This window comes from Mycobacterium persicum (genome assembly GCF_002086915.1).
GTDB lineage: Bacteria > Actinomycetota > Actinomycetes > Mycobacteriales > Mycobacteriaceae > Mycobacterium > Mycobacterium persicum.
In genome coordinates this window covers 2,205,053-2,224,780 of record NZ_MWQA01000001.1, presented here as the reverse complement: position 1 = coordinate 2,224,780, position 19,728 = coordinate 2,205,053, and the positions used below count along the sequence as shown (strand labels likewise).

The 19,728-nt window shown below is 66.3% G+C and carries 16 protein-coding genes and 1 pseudogene; 13 read left to right on the top strand and 4 right to left on the bottom strand.

Annotation, left to right across the window (positions count from 1 at the left end; all coding sequences use genetic code 11):
* Positions 1-51 precede the first annotated feature (51 nt).
* Positions 52-1,272, top strand: a complete 1,221-nt coding sequence (locus tag B4U45_RS09975) for a sensor histidine kinase (protein WP_219859385.1) — start codon at positions 52-54, stop codon at positions 1,270-1,272.
* Positions 1,273-1,318: 46 nt separating this feature from the next.
* On the opposite strand, the gene narL is transcribed toward B4U45_RS09975, so the two are convergent.
* Entirely contained in the window at positions 1,319-1,963 is a 645-nt protein-coding gene (gene narL / locus B4U45_RS09970) for a two-component system response regulator NarL (RefSeq protein WP_075546446.1), read from the bottom strand.
* Between the two features lie 246 nt (positions 1,964-2,209).
* On the opposite strand from narL, the gene B4U45_RS09965 reads away from it, so the two are divergent.
* Positions 2,210-3,391 carry a sensor histidine kinase gene (locus tag B4U45_RS09965; protein ID WP_183155049.1) on the top strand — a complete coding sequence of 394 codons (1,182 nt, stop codon included), beginning with the start codon at positions 2,210-2,212 and terminating at the stop codon, positions 3,389-3,391.
* 8 nt (positions 3,392-3,399) lie between these two features.
* Here the strand turns inward: B4U45_RS09965 and B4U45_RS09960 are convergent, their stop codons facing one another.
* Entirely contained in the window at positions 3,400-5,016 is a 1,617-nt protein-coding gene (locus tag B4U45_RS09960) for an FAD-dependent oxidoreductase (protein WP_075546448.1), read from the bottom strand.
* 13 nt (positions 5,017-5,029) lie between these two features.
* Positions 5,030-5,695 (bottom strand): IclR family transcriptional regulator, encoded by a 666-nt coding sequence (locus B4U45_RS09955; RefSeq protein ID WP_075546449.1) that lies wholly within the window; start codon positions 5,693-5,695, stop codon positions 5,030-5,032.
* Between the two features lie 116 nt (positions 5,696-5,811).
* On the opposite strand from B4U45_RS09955, the gene B4U45_RS09950 reads away from it, so the two are divergent.
* Genes B4U45_RS09950 through B4U45_RS09915 form a run of 8 tightly spaced genes read left to right on the top strand, consistent with a single transcriptional unit; the run spans position 5,812 to position 14,929 of the window.
* Complete coding sequence (locus B4U45_RS09950) at positions 5,812-6,675, top strand: alpha/beta fold hydrolase (RefSeq protein WP_075546450.1); 864 nt, start codon at positions 5,812-5,814, stop codon at positions 6,673-6,675.
* Positions 6,675-8,372, top strand: a complete 1,698-nt coding sequence (locus tag B4U45_RS09945) for a bifunctional 3-(3-hydroxy-phenyl)propionate/3-hydroxycinnamic acid hydroxylase (RefSeq protein ID WP_075546451.1) — start codon at positions 6,675-6,677, stop codon at positions 8,370-8,372. Before B4U45_RS09950 ends, B4U45_RS09945 begins: the two co-directional genes overlap by 1 nt.
* Positions 8,299-9,240: a 3-carboxyethylcatechol 2,3-dioxygenase gene (locus B4U45_RS09940; RefSeq protein ID WP_445928335.1), complete on the top strand. Its 942-nt coding sequence runs from the start codon at positions 8,299-8,301 to the stop codon at positions 9,238-9,240. Before B4U45_RS09945 ends, B4U45_RS09940 begins: the two co-directional genes overlap by 74 nt.
* On the top strand, positions 9,237-10,967 hold the full coding sequence (locus B4U45_RS09935; protein WP_075546452.1) for an FAD-binding protein: 1,731 nt from the start codon (positions 9,237-9,239) through the stop codon (positions 10,965-10,967). The genes B4U45_RS09940 and B4U45_RS09935 overlap by 4 nt, the downstream gene beginning before the upstream one ends.
* A gap of 2 nt (positions 10,968-10,969) precedes the next feature.
* Positions 10,970-12,280 (top strand): LLM class flavin-dependent oxidoreductase, encoded by a 1,311-nt coding sequence (locus tag B4U45_RS09930; protein ID WP_075546453.1) that lies wholly within the window; start codon positions 10,970-10,972, stop codon positions 12,278-12,280.
* 20 nt (positions 12,281-12,300) lie between these two features.
* Positions 12,301-13,125: a coniferyl-alcohol dehydrogenase gene (locus B4U45_RS09925; RefSeq protein WP_075546454.1), complete on the top strand. Its 825-nt coding sequence runs from the start codon at positions 12,301-12,303 to the stop codon at positions 13,123-13,125.
* Positions 13,113-14,102 carry a cyclase family protein gene (locus B4U45_RS09920; protein WP_075546455.1) on the top strand — a complete coding sequence of 330 codons (990 nt, stop codon included), beginning with the start codon at positions 13,113-13,115 and terminating at the stop codon, positions 14,100-14,102. Before B4U45_RS09925 ends, B4U45_RS09920 begins: the two co-directional genes overlap by 13 nt.
* Positions 14,102-14,929: an alpha/beta fold hydrolase gene (locus B4U45_RS09915; protein WP_075546456.1), complete on the top strand. Its 828-nt coding sequence runs from the start codon at positions 14,102-14,104 to the stop codon at positions 14,927-14,929. The genes B4U45_RS09920 and B4U45_RS09915 overlap by 1 nt, the downstream gene beginning before the upstream one ends.
* Here B4U45_RS09915 and B4U45_RS09910 read toward each other — a convergent pair.
* Entirely contained in the window at positions 14,917-16,530 is a 1,614-nt protein-coding gene (locus B4U45_RS09910; RefSeq protein ID WP_075546457.1) for a multicopper oxidase family protein, read from the bottom strand. The genes B4U45_RS09915 and B4U45_RS09910 overlap by 13 nt on opposite strands.
* A gap of 112 nt (positions 16,531-16,642) precedes the next feature.
* On the opposite strand from B4U45_RS09910, the gene lpqS reads away from it, so the two are divergent.
* From lpqS to B4U45_RS09895, 3 genes and pseudogenes are all read left to right on the top strand, one after another.
* Positions 16,643-17,059, top strand: a complete 417-nt coding sequence (lpqS, locus tag B4U45_RS09905; RefSeq protein ID WP_075546458.1) for a putative copper homeostasis (lipo)protein LpqS — start codon at positions 16,643-16,645, stop codon at positions 17,057-17,059.
* Positions 17,060-17,165: 106 nt separating this feature from the next.
* On the top strand, positions 17,166-18,368 hold the full coding sequence (locus tag B4U45_RS09900) for a PLP-dependent cysteine synthase family protein (RefSeq protein WP_244899359.1): 1,203 nt from the start codon (positions 17,166-17,168) through the stop codon (positions 18,366-18,368).
* Positions 18,368-19,570: pseudogene (locus B4U45_RS09895) on the top strand (MDR family MFS transporter); the annotation flags it as partial. The gene B4U45_RS09900 and the pseudogene B4U45_RS09895, both read left to right, overlap by 1 nt.
* Positions 19,571-19,728 lie beyond the last annotated feature (158 nt).

Sequence of the window (19,728 nt, the reverse complement as noted above, 5' to 3'; positions counted from 1 at the left end):
CGGCCGGCTCCGCACCCGGCGGTGACACGCCGCCGTGAGTACGGTGTTCCCGTGGCAATCACCAGCGACGTGGAGCTGGAGCGGGTACGAAACCTGCATCAGCTGCGCTCGTACCGGATCGTCTCGGTACTTCGCATCGGGGTCCTGGTGTTCCTGATTGCCGCGATGATCGTCGGCACCCCAGAGCGCGAATGGGCCCAGCAAACTGGCGTGGTCGCTTTGTATGGCGTTGCCGCCGTGTGTGCCCTGGCATTGGCCTTTTCTCCGGCGCGACGACAGCTCGGAGCGGGGGAATCGTCGGGCGTGCGCCGGTGGGAACCTCTGGTGTTCACCGCCGTCGACATCGTGGCGTTGACCGGCTTCCAGCTGCTGTCTGCCCACGGCGTGTATCCACTGCTGATCATGACGTTGCTGCCGGTGCTGGCGGGCGTCGATATCTCGTCACGGCGAGCCATGACGGTGCTGGCGTTCAGCCTGCTCGGGTTCGTGCTGGCCGGGGTTCACGACGGCGTGCTCCTCGGCCCGAGAGGCTGGCCGCATACCGGTTTTCTCTTCTCGCTGTATGCATTTCTGTGCGCCACCGCGTTGGTGGTGGTGCGCATCGAGGAGCGCCATATTCGCTCGGTGGCCGGGTTGAGCGCGTTGCGCGAGGAGCTGCTGGCTCAGACCATGACGGCCTCTGAGGAGTTGCAGCGCCGGATCTCGGAGTCCATTCATGACGGGCCGCTGCAAGATGTGCTGGCCGCGCGTCAGGAACTCGTCGAGCTGCAGATCGCATGGCCAGGCGACGAGCGGGTGGATCGAGCGCTGGCCGCTCTGCAGAGCGCCTCAGAACGTCTGCGGCAGGCCACCTTTGAGCTGCATCCGGCCGTCCTGGAACAGGTTGGCCTCGGCGCGGCGGTCGAACAGCTGGCCGCCTCCACCGCGCAGCGTTCGGGCATCAAGGTCAGCACCGACATCGACTATCCGGTGCGCAACGAGATCGACCCGATCATGTTCGGCGTGGCCCGCGAGCTGCTGTCGAACGTGGTGCGTCATTCCCGGGCCCGCACCGCGTCGGTCACCCTCGGGATCAGCGACGGCATCTGCGTTTTGGATGTCGCCGACGACGGGGTGGGAATCAGCGGCGACACCATGGCGCGTCGCCTCGGCGAGGGACATATCGGCCTGGCCTCGCATCGGACGCGGGTCGACGCCGCGCAGGGCATATTCATTTTTCTGGATACCCGGGCGGGCACCCACGTCCGCGTGGAAGTACCGCTGAAATCTTGATTGCGGCACGCGATTGCTGGCCCAGAGGCAGTCAGTCGAGCGGCAGTCAGTCGAGCAGCCCCTGCCTCATCGCTTCGGCGACTGCGGCCGCACGGTCGCTGACACCGAGCTTTTCGTAGAGCCGCTGCACATGAGTCTTGACCGTGGACGGCGCCACATACAGTTCGCCGGCGATCGCGGGAATGCTCTGGCCGCGGGCAATGCGATTGAGCACCTCTCGCTCGCGGGCGCTGAGCACCGGAGCCGTCGGGGCCGCACGCTGGCGGATCTCGCCGGCAAGGCCGCCGACCAAGGAGGGCGCGACGACGTCGCGTCCCTTAGCGCAATCGAGTACGGCTTTGACGATCTCGGTGCGTGTCGAATCCTTCAGCAGAAATCCGGCGGCGCCCTGCTGCAATGCCTGGTAGACGATCGCCGATTCGTCGTGCGCCGAAATCAGCAGCACGCGGGTCGGCAAGTCGTAGCTGCGCACCGCGGCCGCCACCTGGGCGCCGTCCATTCCCGGCATCCGGTAGTCGAGCAGGGCAACGTCGGGCAGCTCGGCCTTGATCAACTCCAGCGCAGTCGTGCCATCATCGGCCTCACCGACCACGTTGACCGAGCCGCTCAAGGAAAGCGCGCGCACCACACCCTCACGAAACAGCGGGTGGTCATCGCCGACCACCACGCGGACTTTTTCGGGCGCCGTCATGTCCGCGTCAATTCCCTGTCATGTCCGGGTCATGTCCGGGTCATGTCCGTGTCGGCCGACCATGGCGATGAGTGTAGCCCTTCGCCGCGACCATCTGTCGGCAATTCCCGGACAACTCGCGGGCCTGCTCGGCAGTTTGCTCTGGCGGATCGGCGATATTGCCGCGCAACACTCAATCGCATCTCCGGTCATGACTACGGTGTTCTTGTGGTAGAGACCAGCGACGCAGAATTGAAACGGGTGCGCATGCTGCACCAGATGCGCTCCTACCGAATCGCTTCGGTGCTTCGAATCGGAGTTGTGCTGCTGATGGTCACCGCCATGCTGGTCGGCACCAACCACGCGGAATGGCCGCAGCAATGTGCCTTGATCGTCGCCTACGCGTTGGCCGCGCTGTGGGCCCTGGCCTTGGCGTATTCGCCGTCCCGACGCGTCGTTTTATTGCGCCGATTCGTCCGGATGGCCAGATACGAGCCCTTTGCGTTCACCGCTGTCGACGTATTCGCGTTGACCGGTTTTCAGTTGCTGTCCACCGACGGGATCTACCCGTTGCTGATCATGACCTTGCTGCCGGTGCTGGTGGGCTTGGACGTGTCGTCGCGGCGGGCGGCGGTGGTGCTGGCCTTCACGCTCATCGGATTTGCCCTCGCGGTGGTCCAGGATCCGGCGATGGTGCGGGCGATCGGATGGCCGGAGGCGATATTCCGATTCGTTCTCTATGCCTTTCTGTGTGCCACCGCATTGATCGTCGTTCGAATCGAGGAGCGCCACGCCCGCTCGGTCGCGGGTCTGAGCGCGTTGCGTGAGGAGCTGCTGGCGCAAACCATGACCGCATCCGAGGTATTGCAGCGCCGGATCTCGGAGTCCATTCACGACGGGCCGCTGCAAGATGTGCTGGCCGCCCGTCAGGAGCTTATCGAGTTAAAGACGGCTGCGCCCGACGACGAGCGCGTCAACCGGGCTTTGGCCGGTCTGCAGAGCGCGTCGGAACGTCTGCGGCAGGCCACCTTTGAGCTGCATCCGGCCGTCCTGGAACAGGTTGGCCTCGGCGCGGCGGTCGAACAGCTGGCCGCCTCCACCGCGCAGCGTTCGGGCATCAAGGTCAGCACCGACATCGACTATCCGGTGCGCAACGAGATCGACCCGATCATGTTCGGCGTGGCCCGCGAGCTGCTGTCGAACGTGGTGCGTCATTCCCGGGCCCGCACCGCGTCGGTCACCCTCGGAATCACCGACGGCATCTGCGTTTTGGATGTCGCCGACGACGGGGTGGGAATCAGCGGCGACACCATGGCGCGTCGCCTCGGCGAGGGACATATCGGCCTGGCCTCGCATCGGGCCCGGGTCGACGCCGCCGGCGGGACTTTCGTCTTCCTGGACACCCCGGCGGGCACCCACGTCTGCGTGGAGGTCCCGCTGAAGTCCTGAAACGACCGCTACCGCGGGTCGACGGATGCGCCGGTAGCGGCAGCGAATCCGGCGCGATACCCGAAAACCATTGCGGGGCCGATGGTTCCGCCCGCGCCGCCGTAGGCTCGGCCGGTGACTCCGGCCATCGTGTTGCCCGCGGCGAACAGACCGGTTATGGGGTTGCCGCTGACGTGGAGCACGCGTCCGTCGCGGTCGGTGCGCGGTCCGCCCTTGGTGCCCATCGCACCCACCCAGATCGGTACCGCATAGTAGGGGCCGGTGTCGATCGGGCCAAGGGTCTTGCCGGCAAGCGTGGTGGCGCTCTGATCGCCCCAATAGCCGTCGTAGGCACTGGAACCGCGGCCGAAGTCGGGGTCGCCGCCGGCCGCGACATTGCGGTTCCACCGCTCGATGGTGCCCGTCAGCCCGTCGACGTCGATGCCGGCCTTGGCGCCCAATTCGGCCAGGTCGGCCGACTCGCAGAACCAGCCGGGAACCGGTTGCGCGGGAGCGACACCCAGAAACCCGTAGCGCTGCAGGTGAATCGAGTCGAACACGATCCAGCCGCGATCGTTGACGTAGCCGTCTCGAGGATCGAGGTAGTGGAAGGCGCCGGCCATCGAGTTGTAATCGCATGCCTCGTTGACGAACCGCCGCCCCGCCCGGTTGACGATGATGCTGCGCGGGCGGGTGCGCTCCAGGCGCACGCTGCGGCTGCGTTGCCTGCCGCCGATGGTGTCGCCGGGGATTTGCACGATCGGAACCCACCACGCTTCACCCATGTTCGCCAGCTCGGCGCCGCGCGCCATCGCCATGCGCAGTCCGTCACCGGCGTTGTTGGGCGGCGAGACCGCGCCGTGCATGGGTCCGCGCAGGAACGCCCGCACCAGAACCGGATCCCATTCGAACCCGCCCGTAGCCAGGATGACCCCGCGACGGGCCCCAACGCTGATGCTGTGTTCGTGGCGCGTGATTCGCACTCCGGTGACGGTTGAGCCGTCGGCGATCAATTCCTCGGCGGGCGCATTCGGGCACGGTTGTACTCCGGTGTCCAGCAGGCCCTGCAACAGCCCGGCGATCAGGGCGGTGCCGGCCACGCACACGTTGCCCGGCCCGGCGTCGACGCCGGCATGCAACCGGGCCCGGGTCTCGGCGTCGAAACCGACGTTGGACCAATCGGCAGGGAATGAGGTGATCCGCCCGGCCCAGTTGCCGATTCGGTCGAGATCGAACGGCCCCGCGCTGAGGGAGCGCCCGCCGGCGGGCTGTCCTCCGGGCAGCTCGGGCCGGTAATCCGGAAATCCGGCGGCGACCTCGAAGCGCAGGCCGCTGTGTTTCTCGACGAAGTCGAGCATGGCCGGGCCGGTGCGCACGAACGTTTCCACCAAGGCGTCGTCCATCGATCCCCAGGATTGCGCGCGCAGGTATCGCAGGGCGTCAGCCACCGTCAGCTCGCGGTCGGGACAGCGGTGATGAGCCGGAATCCAGGCGATGCCGCCCGAGACGGCGGTGGTCCCGCCGATGGTCGGCGCCTTCTCGAACACCGCTACCGATGCGCCGGCGACCGCCGCGGTTAATGCGGCGGTGAGCCCGGCGCCGCCGCTGCCCAGCACGACGACATCGAATTCCTGATCCCACTGCATGCCCGGTATCCCTTCAGCTCAGCAGCGTGGACAACTGCTCGGCGGCCTTGATGACTGCGTCCTTTCCCCGGAGCACCACGTCTTCGCGGTGGGAGATGAGGTTGATGCAGGTCGGCGGGGACGGCGCGACGCGGCGCACGGGCACGGCCAGGCCGTAGGTATTGGGTTCGATCTCCCCGTAGGTCATGACCCAGCCACGCTCCCGGGTGGCGACGACCAGGTCTCGTTCACCCGGACGCGGCCGCATGCCCGCCAGCAGGGCTATTCCGGCGGCGCCGCGGTCCAGCGGATACCTGCTGCCCTCGTGGAATGCGAGCTGGTAGGCGACCTGGGTCGGCACGATGACCGCGATCGCCACTTGCTCGTCGCCCTCGGCGACCAGCAATGACACGGTGGTTCCCAGTTCGTCGGCCAACGCTCGCAGCGTCGGCAGACTCAGCTGGCGCAGGTTGTGGTCGAAGGACGAGCCGAGGACGGCCAGGCCCGCCGCCGGCCGATAGCGCCCGTCTTCGCCCTTGGAGATCAGCCGGAACTGGGTCAGCGTGGCCAGCAGTCGGTAGGCGATGGTCCGGTGTACGCCAACCTGGTCGGCCACCTGCTGCATGGTGAGCCCGTTGGGTGAACCCGCCACCAGTTGCAGCGCAGTCAGCCCCCTGGCCAGGGTCTGCGAGCCGGTCACAGTCTTGACAGGGCCCCGGACGAGAGCAAAGCTCTATATATAGCGCACATTAGTGTGCGATAATAGCACAATCCGTATCCGTAACCGAGAACCAGACTTCCATCCGGGAAGGAGCCGTGGCGGAGTTCGAGAGCGTGTGGAGCGATCTGCAGGGTGTGCCGTTCGAGCAGGGTTACCTCAACGCCGCGGGGATCCGGACGCGCTATCTGCGCGCCGGCGATCCCGGCAAGCCGGTGCTGGTGCTGTTGCACGGGTCCGGCGGTCACGCCGAGGCCTACGTCCGCAACCTGGGGGCGCACGGCGAACATTTCTGGACCTGGTCGATCGACATGCTGGGTCACGGCTACACCGACAAACCGGGGCATCCACTCGAAATCCGGCACTACGTCGAGCACCTGATCGCGGTGGTGCGCAGCATCGGGGCCGACCGCATCAAGCTAAGCGGTGAATCGCTGGGTGGCTGGGTGGCCGCCCGGGCCGCCATCGACCACCCGGACGTCGTCGACCGCCTGGTGCTCAACACCGCCGGCGGCTCGCAGGCCGACCCGGAAGTCATGGCGCGCATCGTCGCGCTATCCATGGCAGCCGCGGAGAACCCGACCTGGGAGACCGTGCAGGCGCGGATCAAGTGGCTGATGGCCGACAAATCCAAGCGCTACGACGACCTGGTCGCCGCCCGACAGCGCATCTACCGTCAGCCCGGGTTCGTCGCGGCCATGCGCGACATCATGGCTTTGCAGGATCCGCAGATCCGGGCCCGCAACCTGCTGGGTCCCGACGAGTACGGGGCCATCACCGCGCCGACGCTGGTGCTCTGGACAACCCACGACCCGACGGCCGACGTGTCGGAGGGCACCCGGATCGCGTCGATGATTCCCGGCGCGCGCTTCGAGGTGATGTCGGGCTGTGGCCACTGGCCCCAGTACGAGGACGCCAAGACGTTCAATCGCCTGCACCTCGACTTCCTGCTGGGCCGCTGATGACCGGCAGCGGAAACGAGGTAGCCGTGTTGCTGGTCGGCGCCGGTCCGGTCGGGCTGACGTTGGCAAATATCCTTGGGCTGCAAGGTATTCGCACGCTGGTGGCCGAGGAGCGAGGCAGCCTGATCGACTATCCCCGCGGGGTCGGACTGGACGACGAGGCGTTGCGCACCTTTCAGTCGATCGGCCTGGTCGACCAGATCCTCCCGCACACGGTGCCCAACCAGATTCTGCGGTTCGTCGACGCCAAGCGCCGGATACTGGCCGAAATCGCACCGGCCGACGCGCGTTTCGGCTGGCCCAGACGCAACGGTTTCGTGCAGCCGCTGGTCGATGCCGAATTGTTGGGGGGGCTGGACAGATTCGACCACGTCGAAGTGTGGTGGAACCGTCCGGTGATCTCCTGCGCGCAAACCGGCGACACGGTGACGGTCGAGTGCGGTGGCGAGGGCGGCGTGTCGCGGGTGCGCGCCGGCTATGTCGTCGGCTGCGACGGTGGCCGCAGCATCATCCGCCGGACAATGGGTGTGTCGTTCGACGGCACCACCTCGCCCACCCGGTGGCTGGTCGTCGATATCGCCAATGACCCACTCGGCCACCCCAACAGCGAGGTCGGCGCCGATCCGGAGCGCCCGTACGCCTCGATCTCCATCGCACACGGGATCCGCCGGTTCGAGTTCATGATCCACGCCGACGAATCCGACGAGCAGGCGGAGGATCCGGTGTTCTTGACCCGGATGCTGGCACGGGTGGTCCCATACCCCGAACGGGTCGAGGTGATCCGCCGGCGCGTCTACACCCATCACTCGCGAATCGCCGGGGCCTTCCGGAGTGGTCGCCTGCTGCTGGCCGGTGACGCCGCACACCTCATGCCGGTATGGCAGGGGCAGGGCTACAACAGCGGCATCCGCGACGCGGCGAACCTGGGATGGAAGCTTGCCGCGGTGGTCACCGGGCAGGCCGGCGAGTGTCTGCTCGATACCTACGACATGGAACGCCGCAAACACGCCCGGGCGATGATCGACCTGTCCACCATGGTGGGCAGGGTGATCTCGCCGACCGACCGCCGGATCGCGGCCGGCCGGGACCTGATCGTGCGTGCCGCCTCAATTGTGCCGTCGCTCAAGCGCTATGTGCTCGAGATGCGGTTCAAGCCAATGCCGCGCTACGAGCGCGGCGCAGTGGTGCACGCCGAGCCGCGCAAGCCGGGGTCCCCGGTGGGCACCTTGTTCGTCCAACCCCGGGTCACCACCCGCAGCTGCCGCAACGTCTTGCTGGACGACGTGCTGGGCGCCTGGTTCGCCGTATTGTGCTGGAACAACAACCCACGGAAGATCCTTGGCGAGAACGCATTTGCGACATGGCAGGCGTTGGGTGCCCGGTTCGTCGCCGCGCGTCCGCAGGTGCAACTGCACTGGACCGGACACGACGATCCCGATGTCGTGGTGGTCGGTGACCACACCGGAGACCTCAAGTCCTGGTTCGACGCCCACGACGAGTCGGTGGTGTTCCTGCGTCCCGACCGGTGTATCGCCGGCGCGTGTATCGCCCAACTCGCTCCCGAGTTGAGCGCATCACTAGTCAAGGCCCTCACCCTGAATCCGAGAGGCGGTGATTTCCAAAGTGCCACTGGCTCTGTGCTGTATATCCCACAGCCCGCTGCTGAATCTACCGGGGCCGCCGCGGGACCTGCTTGACGATGTCAATGCCGCGATCGGAAAGGCACGGGAATTCGCCGGCGAGTACGATCCCGAGCTGGTGGTCATCTTCTCGCCCGACCACTACAACGGATTCTTCTACAAGGTGATGCCGTCATTCTGTATCGGCTTGCGCGCCAACGGAGTCGGCGACTACGACAGTTACGCCGGCCCACTCGACATTCCCGAGCAGATCGCGCGGCAGTGCGCCAACGCCGTGCTCAGCGCCGACGTCGACATCGCCGTCTCGGCCAGCATGGACGTCGATCACGGAACGGTCCAGCCGCTGGAGAAGCTTTTCGGCACGGCGACGTCGCGCCCGGTGATTCCGATCTTCATCAATGCGATCGCCACGCCGCTGGGACCACTGCGCCGTTGCCGGGCACTGGGTACCGCGGTGGGCGAATTCCTTGCCTCACTGGACAAGCGGGTGCTGGTGATCGGGTCGGGTGGGCTGTCGCACAGCCCGCCGGTGCCCACGCTGGACAACCCCGGCCCGGCCGGTCTGGAGCGGATCGTGCACGGTAAGCCGATGAGTTCCGAGCAACGACAAGCCCGGCAGACGGCGGTGATCGACGCCGCCAAGAACTTCGCCGCGGGAGACAGCAACCTGCGGCCCCTCAACCCGGCCTGGGATCAGCGATTCCTGGAGATCGTCGACGGGGGACACCTGGACGACCTGGATCAGTGGTCGAACTCGTTCGTGATGCACGAGGGCGGTGGCTCCGCGCATGAAATCCGCACGTGGATAGCCGCTTTCGCTGCCCTGGCGACCGCGGGACCGTACCGGACCGCACTGCGCTACTACAAACAGGCTCCCGACCTGATCACCGCGTTCGCCATCAGGACGGCGGCGCCGAGCCCATGACCTATACCGGCGGCGATGGGTTCGACCACGTGGTCGACGTGCTCGTGGTGGGGTCCGGCGCGGGAGGTATGACGGCCGCACTGGCCGCCGATGCGGCCGGCCTACAAACGCTGGTGGTGGAAAAGTCCCGACACTTCGGCGGTTCCACCGCCTTGTCCGGTGGCGGTATCTGGGTACCCGGCGCACCGGCGCAGCGCCGAGCGGGCTACACCCCGGCACCCGCCGATGTGATCGAATACCTGCGCCGGGTTACCGACGGCCTGGTCAGTGCGGCGCGGATACGCCAGTACGTTGAGTCGGCCCCGAAGATGCTGCAGTTCCTGGAAGGGCTCTCACCGTGGCTGGAATTCGTCTGGAAGCCCGGCTACTCCGACTACTACCCGGACTTACCCGGCGGCTCCGAGCTGGGCAGCACCATCAACGTGCCGCCGATCGATCTGCGCTCGTTGGGCGTCGATGAGGAGAAGCTACTCGCGCCGCTGTCGCTGGCGCCGAAGGGAATCTGGCTGGGGCCAAACGAATTGCGGTCGTTCTACCGGATTCGCCTATCGTGGAGCGGTAAGGTGGTGCTGCTGAAGCTGATAGCCCGCATGGTCAGGGCCAGGATGCTCGGTGAGCGGATCGCGGCGATCGGCCAGTCATTGGCAGCGCGGCTGCGACTGGCGATGAAGGAGCGCGACGTTGCGCTGTGGCTGGACTCGCCGATGACCGAATTGCTCACCGACACCGACGGATCAGTGATCGGTGCGCTGGTGGACAGAGCCGGCGTACCGGCACGGATAGGCGCGCGGCACGCGGTGGTTTTGGCTTGCGGAGGATTCGACCACGACCTGGCCTGGCGTAAGCAACACCAACCGATCGTGGACCGGGACTGGAGCTTCGGCAATCCCGCGGCCACCGGCGACGGGATCCGGGCCGGCCAGCGGCTGGGTGCGGCCACCGACCTGCTCGACGAAGCCTGGTGGTTTCCGGCCATGCAATGGCCGGACGGCCGAATGCAATTCATGCTCAACGAGCGGATGATGCCGTCGCAGTTCATCGTCAACGCCGACGGCAAGCGTTTCATCAACGAGGCCGCGCCCTACATGGACTTCGGTCACGCCATGATCGAGGGCCAGAAATCCGGGGTCACCCACATCCCGTGCTGGCTCGTCACCGATCACCGGTCCTGGAACCGCTACGTCATCGCCGGGCATCTGCCGATACCGAAAATTCCCGGAGCGCCGGTACCCACCGGGCGGAAGGTCCCCGCGGCGTGGCTGGAGACCGGCGTCGTCAAAGCCGCGCGGACCTGGGAGGAGCTGGCAGCCAAGATCGGCGTCCCGGGCGCCCAACTCCGGGCAACGGCAGCACGTTTCAACGAACTCGCCCGCAACGGCCACGACGACGACTTTCACTGCGGCGACAGCGCCTACGACAACTACTACGGCGACCCGACGCTGCCCAACCCCAACCTGTACCCGCTGGGTGATCCGCCCTACTACGCGTTCCGCATCGTTCTCGGCGACCTCGGCACGTCGGGAGGCCTGCGCACCGATGAACACGCGCGGGTGCTGCGCCGCGACGACACCGTGGTTCGTGGACTCTACGCGGTGGGCAACACCTCCGCACCGGTGATGGGCCGCAGCTATGCCGGTGCCGGGGCGACCATCGGACCCGCCATGGCTTTTGGCTATGTCGCGGCAAAACACGTGGCGGCACAAGCACGTAATGCTCATAGGAGGTAAGCATGAAAATCTCGTTGTTCTACGAATTCGCTCTACCACGTCCCTGGGCCGCCGACGACGAGCGCATCCTGCTGCAGGATTGCCTCGACGAGGTCGAGGCTGCCGACAAGGCAGGCTTTTCCACCGTCTGGCTCACCGAGCACCACTTTCTCGAGGAATATTGTCACTCCACCGCACCCGAAATATTTCTGGCCGCGGCCAGCCAGCGGACCAAGAACATCCGGTTGGGATTCGGCATCATGCACCTGCCGCCCGCGGTCAACCACCCGGCGCGGGTGGCCGAACGCATCGCCACCCTGGACCTGCTGTCCAACGGGCGGGTCGAGTTCGGCACCGGCGAATCATCCTCGGTGGGCGAACTGGGGGGATTCAACATCGATCCCGCCGACAAGCGGGCCCAATGGGAGGAGGCTCTCGAGGTCGCGATTCGGTGCATGATCGAGGAACCGTTCACCGGTTTCCAGGGCGAGCATATCCAGATGCCGGCCCGCAACGTCATTCCCAAGCCGATGCAAAAGCCGCACCCGCCGGTGTGGGTCGCCTGCACCCGGCCCGCCACCGTCCAGATGGCCGCTCAGAAGTGCATCGGCGCACTGAGTTTCGCCTACACCGGCCCGGGTCCGCTGACCGAGCGGGTAAACGGCTACTACAAGGAATTCGAGGAGAACGGCATCGCGGTGACGCCGCGGATCAACCCGAACATCCTGGCCATCGGCGGTGACCTGTCGATGATGGTGGCGCGCACAGACGACGAGGCGCTGCTGCGCCTCGGGCAGGGCGGCGGCTTCTTCTCGTTCGGCATCATGCACTACTACATGACCGGTGTGCACACACCCGGGCGCACGGGTGTGTGGACCCGCTATCTCGAAGAGGTGCAGAAGGATCCGATGCTGGCCTACGGGCCGGGACGCGGCGCCATCGGGTCGCCGGCTACTGTGCGTGAGTTCCTGCGCGGCTACGAGGAGAGTGGTGTGGACGAGATCATCCTGCTGCTCAACCCGCGAAGTCATGAGGGCACCATGGAGTCCATCGAAATCATGGGCTCCGAGGTGCTGCCGGAGTTCATCGAACGCGACGCCAAGGCGGTCGCGGACAAGGCCGCCAGGCTGGCTCCCGTCATCGAGCGAATCGAGGCACGCCGGCCGGAAACACGACCCTTCGGCGCACCGCAATTCGACGAGAGTTACTCGTTCGGCGGCCTGCCGACCGGGCGCGGCGGTAAGTTCACGGCCAGCGAGATTCCCGAAGCCATGGCGGAGATCAACGAGGGCCGCGTGTTGGCGGCGCGCCGCGCAACGGAGCCGCGTCCATGACACCGGAAGTTGGGTAGGCGTTGGGGCTGAACGACCTGTGGCGCTACGACGGCCGCCGTGCGGTGGTGACCGGATGTTCCTCGGGCATCGGCGCGCAGGTGGTACATCAACTCAGCGAACTTGGCGCGCACGTGGTCGGCTTGGACAAACAGCGACCGGGTTATGAGATCAACGAATTCCACGAGGTTGACCTCGCCGATCCGGATTCCATCGATCGGATCGTCGCGGCTCTCGGCGGACGCGTCGACACGCTGTTCAACGTCGCCGGCGTCTCCTCGGGGATCGGCGACCCGCTACTGGTGGTCACCATCAATTTCCTTGGGCTGCGCCATCTCACCGAGGCACTGATCCCGACGATGGCCGCGGGTGCGTCGATTGTCAGCGTGTCATCACTTGCCGCGGCGGCCTACCGGGAACATCGCTGGTTAGTGGCTCCGCTGCTGAATACCACAACGATGCACGAAGGCATCGAATGGTGCGATTGCCACCCCGAGGCGGTGGGCAGCGGCTACCCATTGTCCAAGGAAGCAGTCATCCTCTACACCATGCGGCGTACGGCCGATCTCGGTGCGCGCGGTATCCGGATCAACTGCACCGGGCCCGCGGTGACCGAGACACCGATGCTCGAGCAGCTGAGGCGTGCCTACGGCCCGGAATTCTTCGACGACATCGCCAAGCCACTGGGCCGGGTGGCCGATCCGGCCGAACAGGCCGCGGTGCTGCTGTTCTTAAATAGCTGTGCCGCCAGTTATATTTCGGGTCAGGTCGTCTGGGTGGACGGCGGAAACCTGGGCGCCGCAATCGCGGGTGAACTCGAGAAGGGACGGGCGTCATGGCCAGCCTAACCGAATTCAGGCGGGTGGCAAGCGATCTCAGCAACTGGGGCCGGTGGGGTGATACGGACGAACTCGGGACGCTGAACTTCATCACCGCCGACACCGTCCGGCACGCCGCCAGCCTGGTCCGGCACGGGAAGGTGTTTCCGCTCGGCGTGGATTTCGGGTCGTCGGGCCCGCAGGGTGCTTTCGGGTTCCGGCACAACCCGATACACGTGATGACCGTGGACGGTGGCGATGCGAACACCCTGGGCAGGTACGGGCCGGGATGGGCACAGAATCCGACGGCCGAACAGATGGGCAACTACCTGGTCGACAATCCGTTCCGGTTCAACGACGACATGGTCATCATGCCGTTGCAGGCGGCCACCCAGTGGGATGCGCTGTCGCACGTCTACTACGACGACCAGCTCTACAACGGCTTCCCGGCCGGTTCGGTGACCAGTCTGGGGGCCTTCCATTGCGGCATCGACAAGGTCGACGTCAAGGGCATCACCTCGCGTGGTGTGCTACTGGACCTGGTGCGTCATCGCGGCGCGGAAGTCTTTCTCGAGCATGGCAACCCGATCACTCCGGAGGAACTGGACGACGTCGTCCGTGCCCAAGGAGTCACGGTCGGCCGCGGCGACATCGTGCTGATCCGAACCGGTTGGTGGGCACGGTTTCTGATGACCGGCAGCAAGACCGAGCGGTACTCCGGGCTGGACTGGCGCTGCGCCCAGTGGCTGCACGATCACGAGGTCGCCGCGGTGGCCTCGGACAATATCCAGGTGGAAGACCCTATTTCGGGAGTCGAAGGCCTGTTCTTGCCGTTTCATCTGCTGTGCCTGCGTGACATGGGGTTGATGCTGGGCGAATATTGGGACCTCACGGCGCTGGCAGCCGACTGCGCCACCGACGGCGTCTACGAGTTTCAGCTGATCGCGCCGCCGCTGAGATTCATTGGCGCGGTGGGCTCGCCGGTGAATCCCATCGCGATCAAGTGATGCCGATACACCGCCGCACCGAGGTGGTCGACGGTCTGGTCACCAGTTATCTGGAGTCGGGCGCGGGTGACCCGGTGGTGTTGCTGCACGGCGGCGAATTCGGGGCCAGCGCCGAATTGGGCTGGGAGCACACCATCGTCGCGCTAGCCGCACGCTACCGGGTGCTGGCGCCCGACCTGCTCGGGTTCGGGCAGTCGGCCAAGGTCGTGGACTTCGTCGACGGCCGCGGGATGCGCATCCGGCACGTGGCACGGTTCTGCGACGTTGTCGGCGTCGACTCCGCGCACTTCGCCGGTAATTCCATGGGCGCCATCATGCTGCTGACCGACACCACCTCGGATGCACCCCGGCTGCCGGTCCGAAGCATGGCGATCATCTGCGGCGGGGGACAGATTCAGCAGAACCGGCACTTCGACGCCCTGCAGCGTTACGACGCCACGCTGCCGGGCATGCGCCGCATCGTCGAGGCGCTATTCCACAACGCCCGCTATCCGGCCGACGAGGACTATGTGCGGCGCCGCTACCAGTCGAGCATCGCTCCGGGAGCGTGGGAAGCCTTGGCGGCGGCGCGTTTTCGTCGCCCCGGCGCTGAGCCGGCCGCTAACCCGTCGAGTGTGCGCCGGTATGAGCGCATCGCGGTGCCCACACTCGTCGTCGAAGGTCGCGACGACAAGCTGCTGCCCGCCGGGTGGGCCGCGCAGCTCGCCGAGCAGGTCGGGGATGGACGCGCGGTGGTGATCGACGACGCGGGCCACTGTCCGCAAATCGAGCAATCCGCGGCGGTCAACGAACTCCTGCTGAACTTCTTCAGCGGTCAGAAGACGTAATCCAGGCGCGTCATCATGCCGGCCGCCAGGTGATACATGTTGTGGCAGTGCATCACCCAGGTACCCGGATTATCTGCGACGAGCACTGCCTGGACCTTCTGCTTGGGCAGGACGATCACGGTGTCCTTGCGGGCGCCGAGGGAACCGTCGGCCCTGATGATCTGATAGGTGTGGCCATGCAGGTGCATGGGGTGCCACATCATGGTGGTGTTGTCGAACACCAGAAGTTGGCGCTGGCCCTGGTGCACCTGCAGCGGCTTGGTCCTGCTGTAGGGCTCACCGTTGATCGTCCAGTCATATTTGGCCATGGTGCCGCCCAATACGACAGGAAGTTCGAGGCCGGGCTCGGGCCGGCCCAGATTGGCCGACGTTGTGGCGGTGAACATCTCGATGGTGCCAACCCTCTTGGTGAGTTCCGCCGGCCGAAACTGCGGATCGGGCGCGCTGCCCGCGCCGGTGGACAGCAGCGAGCGGGCCACAGCGTTCTTGCCTTCGGCCAGTGCGACGAGCGGGAAGACACCCGATGCCGCCGTCACGATGACGTCGTAACGTTCGCCCATGCCGATCAGCAGTGCGTCGACCGGTGTCGGAAGGACCGGGTAACCGTCGGTGTGGGTGACCGTCATCGAATGTCCGGCCAGCGCGACACGGAACGCGGTGTCGGCGGCGGCATTGATGATCCGGATCCGGATTCGCTGTCCCGGTTTGGCATTGAAGGTCGTGGGGGCCGCGGGGATACGGCCGTTGATCAGATAGTAGGGGTAGGCGACGTCGCCCGCGTCGCCACCGAGCAGCTCGCTGCTCGCCACGTCGCCGCCCGGCATGCCCGGCGTCGGGGATGGCGGCGGCGTCTCGGTCGTGCTCGTCGTGCTCGTCGTACTTGTCGTGCTCGTCGTGGTTGGCGGGGTCGGCTGGGTCGTCGTGGGCATGGGCATTGCGGTGGGCTTGTTCGGGTCGACCAGGGCGTCGTAAATCTGTTGCGGACTCTGGCCGACGCCGTCGGTCCAATCATCAAGCACCACAATCCATTCCGCGTCGTAGCGCCCCGGCTCGGTCGGATCGTCAATAATGACCGGCAGATAGAGCCCCATGTCCTCCTCGAGGCCGACGTGCGGATGAGCCCAGTAGGTGCCCGGATCAGGGACGGAGAATCGGTAGGTGAAGTCGTGGCCGGCCTCGATGTTCGGGGTGGCGGGCACGACGCCGTCCATGTCGTTGCGCAGCGCGATGCCGTGCCAGTGCACAGACGTCGGGCGGTCGAGCCGATTGTCCACCGCGACCACAATCTCATCGCCGACGGCGGCCCGGATCAGCGGTCCCGGGACCGTATTTCCGTAGGCCAGCGTACGGGCGATCGGCCCGCCGAGGTCGATCTCCACCTGCTGAGGGACCAGGCTGGCCGTTACGGTTCGACCGCTGTGCGGCCGGGCCCGCTCGGCCGCGTCGATTGCGGCAGCCATGGCAGTCTCGTCTGCCGAGTGTGTCTGTGAGTGGCCGCAACCGGCGAGCGCCAACCCACTGGCGATTCCGGCGCCGATAAAGCCGCGCCTGCTGAGCTGAACTCCGCCCAGGGGATGACCGCTCGTTGGCTGTAGCGGCATGGACAGCTCCTCGTCTTCGTTGATTCGGGCCCGCGCTACTACCCTGCTAGGACATCGACCGCCGCGCAAGCCGCAATACCGCACTTTACGTGATACCCACTGGGGGTATATAGTGGCCGACGTGAACCTTCGGCAGGCGGTGTGGACGCGGTTCGCGTGGATCGCGATCGTCCTGGTCGTGGTCGTCGCCGCGGTAGCCGCTCAATGCTGGCTGCCGCAGTTGGATCGCCAACCGGCGCATCCGAGCCACCCGCTGTCGACGGCTGTGGGTAGCGAATTCGCGGTGAACATCGGTCACGCACATCTCACCGACGACTCGGCGCCACCGTGCCCTCCGCTACATGCCGGCGCGGTGATGCCGCAGTCGGACACACCAGCGTTCGCGGCTGCCGTGGTGGTGGTCGCCAACGGCGTCGCGGGTGTGCTCATCGCAGCCGTGGTGACCGCCGGGCGCGGACCGCCGACCTTGCCGGTTGACGTGCGCACCGGTCAAGACTTGTTGACTCGGTTCTGCCTGTCTCGTTGCTGACCGGTCAGTGTCAGGCCCTGGTGACCATTTCGCCATGGCCGATGACTGCTGACCCTTATCACCTTGCCGCACTTGATCGGCGGCTCGAGACCGAAGCGACGACACCATGAACCTCAACATGCCCGTGGAAAATCCCGCCCACCTGAACAACTCACGCGTTGTGCGACCCAACCGCTCGCATCTCACCTCCGTACGGCGACAGAACCGGGATCGTTACCGTGCCATCCCGCGGCGTTACCAGCTCCCGCCAAGCCGTAACCGTCAGCCCGGCACCATGGTCGGCAACACTCCGGTGCTGTGGATAGCGGGAAGCGACGGGCCGGTCGGCAGCGCCGACCGTGGATTCTGGGCCAAGCTCGAAGGATTCAACCCCGGCGGCATGAAAGACCGGCCCGCCATGCACATGGTGGAACGCGCCCGCGCTCGCGGCGACCTCGCGCCAGGTGCCGCGATCATCGAATCAACCAGCGGCACATTGGGATTGGGTCTAGCGCTGGCCGGCAACGCATACCGGCACCCGGTCACCCTGGTCACCGACCCGGGCCTGGAACCGATTATCGCGCGCATGCTCACCGCCTACGGTGCCCGCGTCGACATGGTCGCCGAGCCGCACCCGGTCGGCGGATGGCAGCAGGCCCGCAAAGATCGGGTCGCGCAGCTGCTGGCCGCCGACCCCGCCGCCTGGAATCCGAACCAGTACAGCAACCCCGACAACGTCGCCGCCTACCGGCCCCTGGCGCTGGAGTTGATCGCCCAGCTGGGGCGGGTCGACGTGCTGGTGTGCTCGGTGGGCACCGGAGGCCATTCTGCCGGCGTGGCAAGGGGATTGCGAGAGTTCAATCCGGATATGCGGTTGATCGGCGTCGACACCATCGGGTCGACGATCTTCGGCCAGCCCGCCACCAGCAGGCTGATGCGCGGCCTGGGTTCGAGCATCTATCCGCGCAACGTCGACTACGCCGCATTCAACGAGATCCACTGGGTTGCGCCGGCCGAAGCCGTCTGGGCCTGCCGCAATCTGGCCGCCACCCACTACGCCAGCGGCGGTTGGAGTGTCGGGGCTGTTGGTCTGGTCGCCGGATGGGCCGCGCGCACCTTGCCGTCGGGCACCACGATCGCCGCGGTGTTTCCCGACGGCCCCAACCGTTATTTCGACACGATCTACAACGACGACTATTGCGACGAGCACGGGCTGCTCGGTGACCGGCCCGCCGCCGATCCCGACGAGATCGCCTCGCCGTCGGCTGCGGTCGTGACCCGCTGGACCCGCACCACCTCGGTGGTGGACCCGAACCGGGTGCCGGCGTGATGGGATTTCTCACCCAATTCCGCAGCTTCAACCGGCCCAGCCAGCTGCTGATGATCAACCAGTTCGGCATCAACGTCGGCTTCTACATGCTGATGCCGTACCTGGCTGACTACCTTGCCGGTCCGCTGGGGCTGGCCGCGTGGGCGGTCGGTTTGGTGATGGGGGTGCGCAACTTCTCCCAGCAGGGCATGTTCTTCGTGGGCGGCACCCTGGCGGACCGATTCGGCTATAAGCCGCTGATCGTGGCCGGCTGTCTGATCCGTACCGGCGGGTTCGCCATGCTGGTGTTCGCGCAGTCCCTGCCCACCGTGCTGATCGCCTCGGCCGCAACCGGTTTCGCCGGGGCACTGTTCAACCCGGCGGTGCGCGCCTACCTCGCCGTCGACTCCGGCGACCGGAAGATCGAAGCCTTCGCGATGTTCAACATCTTCTACCAGGCGGGCATCCTGCTCGGCCCGCTGGTGGGATTGGCGTTGCTGGCATTGGACTTCCGGATGACCGTGCTGGGTGCCGCGGTAGTGTTCGCCGCGCTGACGGTGGCCCAGCTGCTGGCGCTGCCGCGGCCGTCGGCCGACCCCGAATACGAGAAGACCTCAATTCGGCAGGGCTGGCGGACGGTTGTCCGCAACCGAGCGTTCTGGTGCTTCGCCGCGGCCATGACCGGCGCCTATCTGCTGTCATTCCAGATCTACCTGGCCCTCCCCATGCAAGCGTCGGTGCTGGCGCCACGCCACCAATCTCTGCTGGTGGCGACAATGTTCGCGGTGTCGGGGGTGGTCGCGGTCGCCGGGCAGCTGCGCATCACCCGATGGTTCGCCGCACGCTGGAGTGCCGGACGCAGCCTGGTTATCGGGGCCATCATCCTGGGTGCGGCGTTCGTACCGCTCGCGGTGGTCCCGGACGTCGAACGGTTCGGTACCGTCGCAGCGGTCACGGCATTCTTGCTGTCGGCGAGTCTGCTCGCGGTCGCCTCGGCGGCGTTGTTTCCGTTCGAAATGCGGACCGTGGTGGCATTGTCGGATGACCGGTTGGTGGCGACTCACTACGGGTTCTACAGCACCATCGTGGGAGTCGGCATCCTGCTGGGAAACCTGGGCGTCGGCTCGCTGTGGAGCGCGCTGCACCGGGTGAACGCCGATGCCGTGTGGGGCGGTTTGATTCTCGTCGGACTCGCGACCGTCGCCGGGCTCTACGCGCTGGACAGATCTTCGCAGCGGCGCCCCACCCCGCCTTCCTTTCGGGCGCTGCCGGGCTCTGACATCACGATTGACAGTAGGTCCGATAACGATCCCGGCCGAACCTCGCGCCAGCTCGTCGACACCGCGCGGCCGGCGGTTATGAAGAGCGCCAAGGTAACTGA

What these genes read in the sequence shown, in the direction of transcription:
- narL (WP_075546446.1), bottom strand. Translation starts at nt 1,963, where the DNA reads ATGACGGCGCCCGAAAAAGTCCGCGTGGTGGTCGGCGATGACCACCCG.
- B4U45_RS09965 (WP_183155049.1), top strand. Translation starts at nt 2,210, where the DNA reads ATGCTGCACCAGATGCGCTCCTACCGAATCGCTTCGGTGCTTCGAATC.
- B4U45_RS09960 (WP_075546448.1), bottom strand. Translation starts at nt 5,016, where the DNA reads ATGCAGTGGGATCAGGAATTCGATGTCGTCGTGCTGGGCAGCGGCGGC.
- B4U45_RS09945 (WP_075546451.1), top strand. Translation starts at nt 6,675, where the DNA reads ATGACCGGCAGCGGAAACGAGGTAGCCGTGTTGCTGGTCGGCGCCGGT.
- B4U45_RS09935 (WP_075546452.1), top strand. Translation starts at nt 9,237, where the DNA reads ATGACCTATACCGGCGGCGATGGGTTCGACCACGTGGTCGACGTGCTC.
- B4U45_RS09930 (WP_075546453.1), top strand. Translation starts at nt 10,970, where the DNA reads ATGAAAATCTCGTTGTTCTACGAATTCGCTCTACCACGTCCCTGGGCC.
- B4U45_RS09920 (WP_075546455.1), top strand. Translation starts at nt 13,113, where the DNA reads ATGGCCAGCCTAACCGAATTCAGGCGGGTGGCAAGCGATCTCAGCAAC.
- B4U45_RS09915 (WP_075546456.1), top strand. Translation starts at nt 14,102, where the DNA reads ATGCCGATACACCGCCGCACCGAGGTGGTCGACGGTCTGGTCACCAGT.
- B4U45_RS09910 (WP_075546457.1), bottom strand. Translation starts at nt 16,530, where the DNA reads ATGCCGCTACAGCCAACGAGCGGTCATCCCCTGGGCGGAGTTCAGCTC.
- B4U45_RS09900 (WP_244899359.1), top strand. Translation starts at nt 17,166, where the DNA reads ATGAACCTCAACATGCCCGTGGAAAATCCCGCCCACCTGAACAACTCA.